The organism is Psychrobacter sp. Marseille-P5312 (assembly GCF_900291405.1).
In the GTDB taxonomy this organism is placed as follows: Bacteria; Pseudomonadota; Gammaproteobacteria; order Pseudomonadales; family Moraxellaceae; genus Psychrobacter; species Psychrobacter celer.
Map to the genome: position 1 here is coordinate 2,725,848 of NZ_OLML01000001.1, position 14,613 is coordinate 2,740,460.

Here is a 14,613-nt window from a genome sequence, read left to right on the forward strand (position 1 = left end):
TAAAAAAACGAACCGTGTTAAATAATAAGTAAACAACTAGCCAGCTAACTATCTAGACCTTGCAGGGCTTTATACATCGGCTCATACAGCGGCTGTGCTAACGTCGTTAAGGCTGCTGATAGGGCTTTAAACGCGTCCTGATCACGCAGTACATATTGCCAAATGGCATGCTGCGAGCAGGTATCATATACCGTGTCTACATGATAGTTAGGTCTTAACCAATCTAAGAAATCTGCGCGTTTTGGCCAATAGCTGCCGCTCTCGTCTTCACTCTCTGCCGTTTTTGCGCACTTATCAAGATAACTGAGCGCATATTCTGGCAATAAGGTAATCGGTACTTGACCGACTAGCTTGCCAAAAATTGCCCATTTTATTAGCTCGGCCAACGCATCTTCATACACAATAGGGCTCAGCTGAAAGGCGGTTATTTTTTCATACCTTTTAACTTGTGAGCTTGGTTTATTAAAACGCCAAATACTCACGCCATCATCTGCTGCGACTTGCTCAGCAGTTGTGCGTCTGGCGACTTGCCAATACAGATGTGACAACCAAAACTTGATTAAATGCTTGGGGCTAGCAGAATTGGGCAGTATATTTAACCACTGCTTGGGGGATTGCTCGGCATAGGACATGCCAGCCTGTAGATTAGCAAGAGGATTATTAGCATCTATCGGTACTGATGTTGGTACTGAGCTTTTTATTTTAACCACTTTAGGTAATAGTTTTAGTAATGACGTATCATCAGCCTCATTACTAACATCAGTTAGCACGGATGCTAGCGCTAGCTGCACGGGATGCTCGATCGTTGGGGTCAGTAGCTGCAAACCACTTATACCATTTCCATCAACTAGCTGGGCATTATCCAAATCATTATCCAAGCCATTAGCAACCAGCTGCTCTTTAAACTCCTGACATTGCTGCTGCAGTTTTTGCTGCTGATTGGGCAAGGTCGTTTGCCGAGCCACGCCTGCTGGCATGATTTTTTGGTACATTAAAATTGGGTGGTCTTGCTTGGCTGTAGTCTCGACATGGTTATTAGCGGCATCGCTCGCCAGTTCATGAATCAAATGCGCTTTGATCTGATAAGTCGTCAGATTGTCTAGGAATAGTGGCTCTTGATTAGCCATCGCTTCCTCGCCTTGTACCACATGCACCTTTTGAGTACGCAAAAACGCCTTGGCAGGATGACGCACTTGATAGGCCAATGCGCCTTCAACGTCTATCTCCTCAATATTGAACACCGTATCAAACATAGCGTCGATATTAATGGTGTCTATACCAGACTCTGCGTCTAGTGATAGCATCTCAGCCAATGCCGCTAAGGCTTGATTGTCTACTTGCCCCAATTGACCTAGAGAGTGTCCAAGCAGTTGAGCGATGGCTTCATACTGGGACTTAGTCGGCAAACCAACCAGCGCTGTCTGCTCATAAGATGCACTATCCTTTAAGGTATGAAACACCGCTTGCCACAGCGGCGCGGGCGGAAATTGGCGTTGTTGCGCAAGCTTGGTTTTGCGCATGGCGGTATGCAAAATAGCATCCAGCGCATCTGTCTTGTCTTTATCGACGCGCTCGCTCTGGTTGGGATGAAGGGTTGAATGAGGCGTAGACGTATCAGATGCTTGCTCAAAAGCATCCGCCTCTTCACTATTTATTTCAAACAAGCTCTCGTGAAACGGCAGTGCCGGATGCTCCGTCACCAGCCATTGCTTAATCAATTTAGGTAAATAACGCTTAAGACTCTCGGTGGTAGAGTCAACACTCTCAGGCAATACGTCTAACGTGTCTAAGGCTTCAAGCGAGTTGACCTGCCACTGCACCTCGCCTTGCAAAAACTGCAACAGCTCACTGACTGGGTTGGCAGGCAGGTGCTCGTGGGTGTCTGTCAGACTTTGACCATTATAAAATATCCAGCACGCACTGCGCGCGCACAGTAGTGCGTCTAAGAACGCACCATTATCGTCATCTTCACTGACTCTATCACCGCGGCGAGCATTGGCAGCTTTCATCAAATCATAGCGATTATCACGGTCACGCCCAGGGAACTCAGATAAATCCATATTGAGCATCACCACCAAATCAAAAGGCACGTTTCTGAGCGCTCCAAATCGACCAAAAGTAATCACTCCAGTCGGCTCAGCACTGACCTGCTGACTCTCAAGCTCCGCCTCGATACTGTCCAGCATAAAGCTCAGCTTAAGCGGCAACTGCTCGACACCTGCCAGCCTGTGTTCTACCTCCCTGTTGGCACTATCACTACTGGCATACTGTCGATAGTGGCGATTGGCCCTCAGGCTTGATTTAAAGCCATTCATGGCATTATAGATGGCGCGCATCGTACGTGTCTGATCGACATCACCGAAGTAGCGATGAATCACTTGTGTCTCAATCTGCGTCAGCCAGTCCTCGGCTTTGAGTTTTTTTGTATGGTCATCACGGCGCGCAGTCAAGCCTGCATAAATACGGCAAAGCGCTTCAACAATCATCGCATCATTTAGGCTCACTTGCGGCAGCGGCAGAGTCATCTCTGGCAAGGCGGTGCTTGGCCAGTCCTCCTGTGCCAAAGGGTATAAGCAATCGCTCAAACTGGCTTCTGGCATCACCAGACCAAGCGTCAATCTATCTAACGCTTGAGCAAAGGTAAATCGGTAATCATAGTCGTGGCTATCTAGGGTTTGTTTAAGATGCCATTCATCAAAACCGCGAATAAAGCCTGCCTCGATCAGCAGATCACAACCACGGCTCATCTGCTCATGGGTTAAGCCGAAGTTTTCATACAGCGGTGGCAGCATCAGCCAATCAAGCACCTCAGCCGCTTCAAAGCGGGCGCTATGACTGCCTAATAACTTATAAAAACCAATAATAGCCTCCCATAGCTGACGAATATCGGCATCAACCACCCCCGTCACCTTTGCTGGCAGGGTTAAACCATCTTGACCTTTACCACTGACAAATATAGAGCTGATTAGCGCATGATGCCGCTCAACATCGGGCAGCAACACGACAATATCGGATATATGGCGTTTTTTCTCACCAGATGCTAAGGGTTCATTGAGCCAGCGCCCAATCATGATACGCAGCACTTCTAGCTGACGCTGTAGGCTATGGCATGAGTGAATGCTGAGGCTATTGTCTTGTGCAGACAGCGCCCACAAACGCTCCTTCTCAAAGCGCTTGTTTGCTAATACTTCATCGTCATACCACGCCGATTCTTGCGGCTTTTGATCAACTTGCTCAAAAGACAGCTCTATTTGCTCACTGACTGCTTGCGAGACTTTGGCTGCGGTCGCTTGCTGGGTAGACTGCTCATCTAGCATCAATACATCATTTTGCAAACGCCTTAATAAGCTTGGGCTGTCTTGCGGCTGTTGCCCACTGTCATCAGAATCAATACCGAACGCATCGCTCAAGCCCTTATTACTATCATCGCCCTCATCAAAGATGTCCTGCCATTCGACGAGTGCGTCTTGGTACTGCTCATTACCCGATAAATTCGCAAGCATCGCAAAAGTATCGCGCGACTGCTTGCCCAAACGCGATAGCAAACTGTGCCCATAATCACGCAAAAACACGCTTTCAGGGTTGATAATTTGCTGACGCTGTAGCCACGACTTGTCCACGATATCCGCCCAAAACAGCTTAGACGGGTTATAGTGTAGTAGCGTAATATCCATGTATTGCGATAAGCGCTGCAAAAAGTCGAGCTCGGTCTGTGGCAATTGCTGAATGGTAAAAATGCGCAGCACTTTGGGCAATTGCGCGCGTTCATTTGCCTTGTTTCCTTTTAAGGCTGACCAAAAGGTATCCTCAAGCGCCACCCGGTGCTGATGCACATCAGCAAACAAATGCGACCATAAGAAACGCTGCGCGATCTCTAGCTCTACATAATGCGCCACCAACCAATCAGGGGTGCCTCGCGCATACTTATCAAAGCGCAAAGACAGAGTATCCTTTTCGGCGATCAGCGCCTCTACAGTCAGCGGTTTATCATGCGACCAGAGATCTAGCCAGTCCTCACGGTGGGTTAAATAGCGGTTAAATACCCTCGCCAAATCACTTGCCAGCTGCCAAATGCGCGCGTCTTGCTGTGCCTTATCCTGCCGCACTTCTTCTTGCGGCTCATCAATCAAAGATGCCAGCAGTGGATAAACGGGATGTTTTTCATCAGCGACAATGGCTTCTTGATAATAAGTCAAATAACCAAACAAGCGCCACTGCATCACCGTTGGTGACAGCACTGCCACCTCAGGTACATTCAATGTGGCCGCATCAGGGTTTTGTTCTAGCAAATAGGCATTGTGACGGCTCAACACATCTTGCATCAATGTCCACTGATACTGACCCCAAAACGTCGTCGTCACTAAGGTGCTGATACCCGCTTGGCTTGCAATAGACTTATCTAGCCAATCACCAAGCACCATGGACGGTACAATGACCACAAACTTCTCAAAGACGGGTTGGTTTTTGGACTTATAGGCAGCTAACAACTGCTCAACCAACAGCTCGGTACGGTGGGACTGAATGATTTTAAACATAAAGGCGATCTAATTGGAGTGATAATAAAATAACGAGGCAACGGATGCATACTAGGTACGATCAGGTACGGTAACGTGCAAACATAGCCTGTCATGGTGCAAAGCATAATAGCAATACTGCCGACGACACTCATCAATTCATGTTTGATGGTCGTTCGCTTGTTACATTTCTGCTAGCATAATAATGTCGATATCAGAATGCATGACAAAGCAGCTTGATAACGATAAAAATCGCAAGATGCGTCACTTGCCGATCAGTGTGCCATTGTTTATGGCGGTTTGCCAGTATATCATCTGCTCAGTAAGACAGCCTGCGACAATAGATGTCGTTAAGTTTTTACCTTAACTCTTTTGTCAACGAGATAAACAACTATTATGCCCCTGCGCCCTATTGATGCCATTTTCGTCCATCCAAAAAAACGGCTGTACATCGTTTATTATCGCGGCGAGCTTTGGCAACTGCCACGTATGCGAATCAACGATAACGCCTGGCAAAACCGAAAGCCTTATACCGACGATAGTAGCGGACTCTACTTGAGCATTCATCAAGCCATCAGCGATCCGATACTGGCACAAAAGCTTCGTACTCTAAACCTCCCCGCCGCCGTCCACGGTAGCTCACTGTCACGTTTTGAAGCATGGTGGCAGGCGCATGGCTTTAAATGGCTCAAAGACAAGCTATCAACAGGTGAGTCGCCGCTTGCCGCTCATCAAGTAAAAACCATTGACAACAAACCCACTTCCCCTTCACACTATCATCCAGCAGCGGCGAGCAAAAATGATGATACCAGCGCGCCCAGCCGCCTAAAAACCAACAGTCCAAGCGGCAACGATTCGGCCATAAATACCGCTGCCACGACGGATATCTTTGCAAACATGCTGGCAGATTTGGCAGAGGAAGTGCTGCATCAGTCGCTTTAGGGATAATATAGTGAGTTCAGTATAAAAACGATACAGTGGGACTGGGATAAATTTTACGCAGCCTCTGTCGGCGCAGGCACAGCACGCAAGGAAAATTTATACCAGTTCCACGTTGACATATAATGTATCTGTTTTATTGAGAATTGACTATAACCTGATAGCAGCTCTTAGGGCGCACTCTGATATCGAAGTCTGATTTTTTGCGTTATCTGAGTACCACCTTGACCATTCACTACCGATTATAAGAAGAGCAGTCATATATGAAAGACTACAAGCTGCTACTGGCTGGGCTAATTTTACTATTGCTCATCGTTTTTATCGCCATTTTTATGTGGCTGTGGATCAGTAACCGTAAAAATATAGACCCCTTGCCGATTATGGCAAGCAATAATGAAGCGTCAGCCATAACGGCAGAGAGTGAAGTAGACGATATATCAACCTCCACCCTGTATGTACAAGCAGAAGAGCGCCTACAAGTGCCTTTGGATGATGTGATTGTCAGCTTTGAGTCTCGCTATCCGCACGTACAAGTTTTGGCCAATTATGTGCCCCCTCATGCGCTCTTGCAATTAGCAGATAGCGACATGGCCGCCGAGCAGCCTACCTCAAACATCGGTACAGACATCATCATCGCCCACGGTAGCTTGACAGCCAAACGCCTTGAGCCTTTGCAAGCCCAGCTAACGCTGATGCAAAATGCGTTTAATAACAAGCAAGCCAGTACCACCTCTCAAGATCAAACGGCAGATACAGAGATGGGGCAAACTGCCACTAAAGCCAAGACAGACAATCAAGAAGCGCGCAGTTTAAATGCATTTAGCTATGCATTAACAGATGAAGAGAGCTTAGACGGGGTGATTTTGTCTGATAATAGCGTTGCCATCAGCTTTCGTAACTTTTTACTATCGAGCGCAGGACAGGATATATTAAAAAAATACGATTATGATAATATCGATGGCTATAAAAACAGCGTAGATGATTTATTTAATCCAACGTCACGCGCCAAACAAGCCTTAGGTGAGAACCCCGTAGACGTCGCCGACGCGCTCAGTAATGGCAAATAAAGATAATCTATCTATTTGTAGATTGCTCATTGCTTTTGGCGCGGCTTTTTTCTACAATGTCTCTCCACAACGCGCCTATAGCTCAACAGGATAGAGCAGTTGCCTCCTAAGCGACCGATCCGAGTTCGAGTCTTGGTGGGCGCGCCAATCATTGTATTTAGACATAACCTCGCATTACCTCAAGCCCTTTAAACCCATGTCATACCTAGTTTTTAGTCTTTGTTAAATAATTGTCATTATCTACTAGCACCTCTACAATGTTGTTAAATAAAAGGGGCTGTTCTAAATAATTTTACTTATCTAGGACAGCCCCTTTTATTAAATAGCCAATATCAATGTGCAAAAAAATTCTTTTCTGCCAATAATGCAATAAAATTACTTCTACTCTTATAACGTTCTTTATTGCTTGCAACTTTCTCATCAATCATATGAATCAGACGACTTGGCAAAGTTACATTGATTTTTTCAGTTTTTCCGAGATAACGATTTACATCGACTGGCGCTAAAGCCCAAGTTACACCTTCGTACTCTGGATTATCCATATAAGCACCGATATCAGAAGGAAGTGGGATTTGTTCTCCGTCTTCTACCAAGCCTTCTAAATGCAGCTCAATAGCTTCAATCGCCATATCAACAGCATCTTGATAGTTATCAGCAGCAGAAAAGCATCCTGGTAAATCAGGTACACGGATACCATGCGCTGTATGACTATCTCCTCTCTCGATTGCGATAGGATAAAACATGGCTAGACTCCTTTATATAGGTTTTATTAATTCAACGGTATAGATTATTTCAAAACAGATTTTTTATTAGTATTTACAAGTTAGCTGTAGTCAAACGTTAGCTTCGTTTACAAACAAAGCTAACTATTGCTAAAGCCACTGGATCATTTCAATCCAGCTTGTTTGAAAATACTATTAACAGTACCTTTCGGAAAAAGCTATTAAGCATTACTTGCTGAAAGCCATCACTACTTGCGATGGCGGTATAATTGTCCAAGCCGATACCATCGCCGACATTTAGTGACAGCGCCAGCATCTTACCTAAGGGTACAAATAAAAAAACGATGAATAAAATCGTCACAAATAGCCAAATGGCTTTTGCTTGGGGTGGGTTACTCAGCCTCATAAACGTCCAAAACAATCAAATGATCAGGTTTTTACTAAATGACATCTATCGTCAGTCTCTCAGTCACCAATACACGTCAGTCTCTCAGTCACCAATACAGTTACTACAGGCTTTTATCAGCTTAGCCTTTTACCGCGTTTTTTGACTGTTGCTTATCATGAGCGGTGAGAGTATGAGAGTCTGTAGGACGGGAGCTAATATCAGCCTCATGATGGCCATAGTTTTGAGTTTGCGTGTATTTGCTCAGCGGGTCGGTTTCAGAGAAACCATCAGCAAATAAGCTTAAGATATTGCGGCGTTTGATATTGAGCTGATTAAGAATGAAGTTGGTGACAAAATCATTGGCAGGGTTGTGTATGATTTCAGCGGGTTCAGAAAATTGCGCCACCTTGCCTTCTGATAGCAGTAGGATACGATCCGATAACGTCATCGCCTCTTCGGGGTCATGGGTGACGATCAAGGTAGTCAGCTGATAGCGTACGGCAATCTCACGAATGCGCGCTTTGACGGTTTCTTTAATTACTCCATCTAGTGCCGATAACGGCTCGTCTAATAACAGTATCTTTGGCTTCATCACCAATGTACGTGCCAGCGCGACACGCTGCTTTTGACCACCAGATAACTGATGAATACGCTTATTTAGATGGGCTTTGATGTCGAGCAAGTCGACCAGTTCATCGACTTCTTGTTGTGTGCTCATATTCGGATTGTTACGCAGACCATATTCGATATTTTGTTTGACACTCAGGTTGGGAAATAACGCATAGTCCTGAAAGACGATATTAAAGCCTCTTTGCCTCATGGAGACGCGGGTAATGTCCTCGCCGTTATAGGCGATGCGGCCGCCATTGATGTCGGTCAACCCCAAAATCATATGCAATAAAGTGGTCTTACCACAGCCAGATGGCCCTAAGATGGACACTATCTCACCCTTATTTATCCTGAGTGAAAGATCCTCAAATATTACCTTGTCCTCATATTTTTTTGTCACTTGTCTCAGCTCTAACATATTCACTCACCTAGTCACTTACTGTCTATTTAAATGACTGTCTATTTAATCGTCATTTATTAAACTACTTGTCTTGTGTAGCTCAGCAGTGTATCGGTCAGTTATGACACTTCGATGAAAAAGCCTTGATAATAATCTCGATAAGGGCAGTATTTACCGCTTTATCATTGTTCTCTTTTTTTGACAAAAAAATAGCGCCCATGTAGGCACTATTTTTAGATAGTAATAACAAGAGATATTGAAGACTCAAACAGTATCGGTGGCTAGATTTTTAAAACTAGCGTAAATCATCGACGACTGCCAACATCGCAACCAACGATGCCTCACCCAGCCTCATAGAACGCTCAGGCGACCAGCCTGTCACTGCATCAGGGCTATTATCATTGTCTTTAAAAGGCATCTCCAACGTATTGGCCAGACAATCGAAATGCTCGGCTACCCAATTGGTAGCGACGGTCATATTTGCGGTGCCTGGTGCGTCGATCTCATAGCCATATTCAGACTGAAAATCTGCGCAAGCAAGCTTTAACACCTCTGAGAATCTATCACGCAAATGTGCCAGACAATCATTATAGCTTGGCGTGCCCTGTGAGCCGGCTAAAAACACATATGGCAACGCTTCATCGCCGTGCACATCATAAAAGAGGTCAACGCCAGTCTCCTCCATCTTATTGATTACATAAAAGACCTCAGGGCTTTTGTCCAAGCTTGGGTTAGACCATTCACGGTTTAAGTTGGTACCAGCAGCATTGGTCCGTAGATGTCCACGCACACTACCATCGGGGTTCATATTTGGCACGATATAGACATCGGCTTTTTCTAATAGCTGCTTGGCAGTGGCATTATCGCTGTCTAGCAACGCATATATCAGCCCCTCAACCAACCACTCTGCCATCGTCTCGCCGGGATGCTGGCGAGCGGTAATCCAAATGCTGCGTTTTTGTGTTTCACTACTGCTATCACCATTACCGATTTTTACTAACGTCAAATCACGCTTATCAAGGGTCTCGCCCAGATGCTCCAACGCTACCAATGGGTGCGTTTGGACAGCCGCCAGCAGGTCTTGATGACGCTCATAACTGTATGGGGCAAAATAGGCAATTTGAATACTGTCATATTCCAAGTCTGCCACTATAGTCAACTTGCCGTCTTTATAAGTGGTAGGCAGACGGAACCAATACTCCCGATCGTAGGAAGCAACTGCTTGGTAGTTCTCCCACCCTGCAACGTATGACGCCTCCCCTGCGTTGACGATATTTAAAGTGTATTTTTCACCTGCCTGACCTGTTAGGCGAAAATTAAACCACTGAAAAAATTCGCCCCCCTCGTCTGGTCGAATCGCCAGTTGAATGTCGTTTTTATTTTGTGTATTGATAATATCGATATTACCTGCATCGAAATTTGCCGTGATGTGCATAATTTATCCTTTATAAGTTTTATGATATTTATCGCTTACTGCTGAACGGCAAGCGCTTTTGACATAAGATTAAGAAACGCCATCAGCCTATTTTAGCAAAAAAAACACCTCAAAACCCTGCAGGCCAAAGCAGGGTTTTGAGGCGTCCATCATCAGTTAATGATTATCGGTCTTTATTGACCATGACTATCTGCCAAATCATACAAACACCATCCCATCTTCGGTCTGATGTGCCTTGATATCGACATCATAGGCAGCGCTGAGTCGTTGACGGGTCATTACCTCAGTAGGCGTGCCTTGGGCAATAACTCTCCCACCGTTTAGTAGTACCACCTCATCGGTATAACGATAGGCATGGGTCAAGTCATGCAGCACTACCAAGATACTTTTGCGCTGCTCATGTACCAGGGTGTGTAAATAATGCAATAAAAAACGCTGATGGCGAATGTCAAGATGGTTGGTCGGCTCATCAAACATCATGATTTTGGTGTCTTGCATCAGAGCCCGCACGATAGCCAAGCGCTGCTTTTCCCCGCCTGACAAGGTTTGCACACGGGCATCGGTTAGATTTGACAGCTCAAAATCTTGCAGCAAGGTTTGCGCGCGATCAACATGGTGACGATTTGGTCGCTGATACCAAGCAAGGTTTGGCGAGACGCCCAATAGCGCATAATCAAGCACCGTAAGCGGCAGCTCAAAACGCTCATGTTGCCCAACCCAAGCGATATGACCATCACGCATCATCTCATCGATAGGCTGGCCTTGAGCCGTGATATACCCCTGTGTTTTTAACGCCACCCCAGTATGCTGACCCAATACTGTATGCAATAATGTGCTTTTACCTGCACCATTGGGCCCGATAAAGGCGACGAGCTTTTGGCTTGGCACGGTTAGTTTGTCTATTTTTAGCAGCACTTTGTCACCATGCGAGATATGAATATCTTGCATCGACAACAGCTCGCTTGCTTTCTTATGACTTGTATTATTATTTTGACTCGGTTGCCCTGTTTGCATTGACCGTACTGGCCGCACGGGTTTTGCTGCCGCAGCGCTGCGTCCATTTTGAAAAAATGAATCAAGCATAGTTACTCCTATCAATTAACGGCGGCTACTGCGCACAAACAGCCAAATAAAGAAGGGGCCACCAAGCAGCGCTAAAACGATGCCAACAGGCACATCCACTGGATAAGCGACATGCCGCGCTGTGCCATCAATGAGCAGCAATAATATCGCCCCAAGCCAGCCCGACCAAATCATCAGCTGCATACGCCCGCCACCAAACAAAATAGCCAGCAGGTTGGGCACCATCATGCCAATAAAGCCGATGACGCCGGCTAAGGACACCGCCGCTCCTGTCAATAATGCCGAGGCAATCACCACCAGACAGCGCACCACTCCCACCTTGATACCCAAGGACTTAGCAGCGGCCTCCCCTAGCATCAACCCATCTAACTGCCGACCTAAGGGTAATAAGATAGCCAGCCCCAAGATCATAGAAATCATCGCATAGCGCAGCGGCACAAACCCCGCCTCCGCCATACTGCCCGACAGCCAATTGGTCGCCGAGCGCAGCACCATATCATCAGACATAAATAAAATCAGACTGACCACGGCCGCACAAAACGCACTGATCACAAACCCTAATATCAGCAGACCCATCTGCCCGCCGCCCAAAAACCGATGACAAGCGAGAATAAACAAACACACCAATACGCTTCCGCTAAAAGCGGCAAGCGGTATGCCAACGCCGCCAAACCCCAACGCCAATACCAGCACCACCCCAAGCGCTGCCCCACCTGACGTACCGATTAGGCTCGGATCGGCTAATGGGTTTTCAAACAATGCCTGCAGCGCCGCCCCGCTGACAGACAACGCCATACCAACCAGCAATGACGTCACCACGCGCGGATAGCGCAGCTGCCAGATAGTATCGTCAAGATGATTGGGGCTTGACCAGTCGCCAAAGCCAATACCAAGGGCCAGCCAAATCAGTAGCAGTGATATGGCCGCCGCCACCAGATAATAAAGGCTGTGCTTGTATTTACTTGATAATACAGAGGTCGGTGCTGTTAGTGTATTTGCCATGGAGAGTATCGTTTTATGTAGATAAAAACTCAGTAAGCATATTTGCTTGATTTAAATTCTTTACTTAGGCTATTTTGCGAGTGCATTTAGCTTTTTTAGCACTTCAGGTGACTGTAAGCCATAACGCAAAAAATCATCGGCTGGCCAAAAATGGACGCCGCCATTTTTACCTGCTGTACTGGCAGCAACCTCAGGACGCTTACTAAATTGACTGACACCGCCAACGACCGCCTCATTATGCTCGGCAATGATAATCACATCAGGCTTGGCGGCCAGCCAGCCTTCTCTCGACAAGGGTTTTAGTCCCGATACGTTGGCGGCATTTATTCCGCCCGCACGGCGGATCAGCTCATCGCCTACTGTGCCCTTGCCAGCGACAATACGGCCATCGTAACTTAGCAGATAGCGCTTACCGGTTTTTGCCATAGGACTCATCCCTGCCTGCCAACGCTTGGCGAGCTGCGACCCGGCAGCTTTTTTATCGACATAACTGCCGATGGACTTGATACTGCTGGCAAAGGTGCTGACTTCTTCTTTGGGTGCGACATTGACGGCTTTGACTTTTAGTCCATTTAGGCGCTGATAGATACTCGCCGGCTGTACCATATAGCTGCCGAGCACCAAGTCAGGCTTGACCGCCAACACCGACTCGGCGGTGATATTACGGTGCATGCCCACAGCGGGCACGCTCTTTAGCGCCGGATTTTTATTGGTAGCATCTTTACCCACCAGCTTATCGGTCGCTCCTAGCGCCACGACCACATCGGCGACATCGGGACTCATGGCGACGATACGCTCATAAGCTTGAGCAGAAAGCGACGGCACGGCCAATATACTAAGGATGGCAGCCGTACTGATAGCACCACGGGTACGTTTTTTATTGATAACTGAGTGCGTGAGTGTTGTTTTTGACAAGGCAGAAGACATACGTATTCCTAATTTACTAACATAAAAAATGACCCTATATATAGCTAGCTCAAAACAAAATGCTTATAAATTCATACTAGTTGCACGTTCATATGAGCGTCTCGATTTTATTTTGAACTGACTATATTTATAAGCCATTAATGTTAAATAATTATCCAAAATTGATTTTTATGATTGATTTATGCGCTCTCTACTTCAGCCATGACTGCTGGTACTGACGCTTCTGTATAGGCATGTTCGCCGACAACATTAGCAACTATTTGCTGCCATTCAGCCAGCTCAGGTGTGCCTTCGAGTCGTTGACCAAACACGCTAAAGACACTCGACCCTTTATTATCAAAGCCCTCAATACAAGTCACGATGCCGTCTTTGGTAGGGCGCCTCACGCACCATACTTGCGCCAAAGCTTTGTCTTTGAGATGCAGGGTAAAGTCATTGTGGTCTTTGTCTAAAATATTAAACCAATCCCCCATGCGTTTAAGCGTCTGCACCGTACCCGTCTGAATTTGCACAAGTCCGCTATTACCGACAAATATCATAATCGGGCATTTGGCATCACGGGCCTGCGTAAATACCGCCTCGACAGCGCTAATATCAAGCTGCTGCGTCATCTGCTCTGGCGCTTGACGGTAGCTGCTGGCACGGTCGATATCGAGATTTTTTAATAATGAATGAAACTGATGCACATCTGTCATTGCTTGCCAGCCTTGTTGGAGCTGCGTGCGTGCGCCTTCATCCAGCGCCTTGTAGCGCCAGTCACTTAGTGGCGTTTGTACCTCTAACGTCAGCGTCTCTGTATTTACCGTCTGCTGCTGCGCCGCAATCAGCGCCTGCCAGCTGGCGATATTCTCATCGCTTAATTCGCGCAGATAGACTTTATCAATCGCCGCTCCCTGACCGTTATAAAACTGAATGCTATAAGACGGTTTGCCTGTGCGACTGGTATCGGTGACCGCCAGCATATGCTGCCACTGCCACATAAAAAACCGTAAATCCAAACCACCAACATTGAGCGCCAATCCCATCTTTTCGCCGAGTTTTAAATTGTGATACGGCGCGGTTTTTTCATGTACGGCCAGATCGTTTCTGACGATACTCTCAACACTGCCAAAGCGTGCAAACTGCTGTAGCACCGCTTTGCACTGATCTCCGATGTACTGACTGTAAGGCGATGCGAGCATCAGCTCAAACTCGCTGACCCCCAATGCCGCCGCCCCTTCTGTCGGAAACAGCATCGGCGTGTTTGCTTTTAGTGCTTGGTACTGTTGCCACAGCTCGGTATTTTTTGTGGTTAAAGATAACGGTTGACTCATGAGGGTCTCCATAAAATAAATAATAAAAAGCCAATCAGCTCGCTATATACGCGCAAAGAGATGTACAGCAAAGAGATAAATGACTGAATAATAATCGCCGCCTTTGGCCAAATCTATCTCACTAAATCAAGCAAAATGGCAGCGCTCCATGTTTGTGCTTATCGTTTTTGTCAGGCGGTATTGAACGGGAATGATTATGGCAACATTTTTTTAG

At 46.5% G+C, this 14,613-nt stretch carries 11 protein-coding genes and 1 tRNA gene; 3 read left to right on the forward strand and 9 right to left on the reverse strand.

Annotation, left to right across the window (positions count from 1 at the left end; translation table 11 throughout):
- Positions 1–44: 44 nt before the first annotated feature.
- Positions 45–4,535, reverse strand: a complete 4,491-nt coding sequence (locus tag C6W44_RS11710) for an exodeoxyribonuclease V subunit gamma (protein WP_105245843.1) — start codon at positions 4,533–4,535, stop codon at positions 45–47.
- Between the two features lie 375 nt (positions 4,536–4,910).
- On the opposite strand from C6W44_RS11710, the gene C6W44_RS11715 reads away from it, so the two are divergent.
- From C6W44_RS11715 to C6W44_RS11725, 3 genes are all read left to right on the forward strand, one after another.
- The gene (locus tag C6W44_RS11715; RefSeq protein ID WP_105245845.1) at positions 4,911–5,456 is read left to right on the forward strand and encodes a hypothetical protein; all 546 of its coding nucleotides are present in this window, start codon (positions 4,911–4,913) and stop codon (positions 5,454–5,456) included.
- 260 nt (positions 5,457–5,716) lie between these two features.
- Positions 5,717–6,520, forward strand: coding sequence for a hypothetical protein (locus tag C6W44_RS11720; RefSeq protein ID WP_105245847.1), 804 nt, complete (start codon positions 5,717–5,719; stop codon positions 6,518–6,520).
- 71 nt (positions 6,521–6,591) lie between these two features.
- Positions 6,592–6,667, forward strand: a tRNA-Arg gene (locus tag C6W44_RS11725).
- A gap of 185 nt (positions 6,668–6,852) precedes the next feature.
- On the opposite strand, the gene C6W44_RS11730 is transcribed toward C6W44_RS11725, so the two are convergent.
- The 8 genes from C6W44_RS11730 to C6W44_RS11765 form a co-directional block, all read right to left on the reverse strand.
- Positions 6,853–7,263, reverse strand: a complete 411-nt coding sequence (locus C6W44_RS11730; protein ID WP_105245849.1) for a type II toxin-antitoxin system HicB family antitoxin — start codon at positions 7,261–7,263, stop codon at positions 6,853–6,855.
- A 148-nt stretch (positions 7,264–7,411) separates the two neighbouring features.
- Entirely contained in the window at positions 7,412–7,648 is a 237-nt protein-coding gene (locus tag C6W44_RS11735) for a hypothetical protein (protein ID WP_105245851.1), read from the reverse strand.
- 121 nt (positions 7,649–7,769) lie between these two features.
- Positions 7,770–8,657: an ABC transporter ATP-binding protein gene (locus C6W44_RS11740; protein WP_105245853.1), complete on the reverse strand. Its 888-nt coding sequence runs from the start codon at positions 8,655–8,657 to the stop codon at positions 7,770–7,772.
- Between the two features lie 277 nt (positions 8,658–8,934).
- Positions 8,935–10,074 (reverse strand): M14-type cytosolic carboxypeptidase, encoded by a 1,140-nt coding sequence (locus tag C6W44_RS11745; RefSeq protein WP_105245856.1) that lies wholly within the window; start codon positions 10,072–10,074, stop codon positions 8,935–8,937.
- A 198-nt stretch (positions 10,075–10,272) separates the two neighbouring features.
- Positions 10,273–11,157: an ABC transporter ATP-binding protein gene (locus tag C6W44_RS11750; RefSeq protein ID WP_227526430.1), complete on the reverse strand. Its 885-nt coding sequence runs from the start codon at positions 11,155–11,157 to the stop codon at positions 10,273–10,275.
- A gap of 15 nt (positions 11,158–11,172) precedes the next feature.
- A complete protein-coding gene (locus tag C6W44_RS11755) occupies positions 11,173–12,159 on the reverse strand; it encodes a FecCD family ABC transporter permease (RefSeq protein ID WP_105245858.1) in 987 nt (328 codons plus the stop codon).
- A 69-nt stretch (positions 12,160–12,228) separates the two neighbouring features.
- Positions 12,229–13,086, reverse strand: coding sequence for a heme/hemin ABC transporter substrate-binding protein (locus C6W44_RS11760; protein ID WP_227526431.1), 858 nt, complete (start codon positions 13,084–13,086; stop codon positions 12,229–12,231).
- A gap of 179 nt (positions 13,087–13,265) precedes the next feature.
- Complete coding sequence (locus C6W44_RS11765; protein ID WP_105245860.1) at positions 13,266–14,399, reverse strand: ChuX/HutX family heme-like substrate-binding protein; 1,134 nt, start codon at positions 14,397–14,399, stop codon at positions 13,266–13,268.
- Positions 14,400–14,613 lie beyond the last annotated feature (214 nt).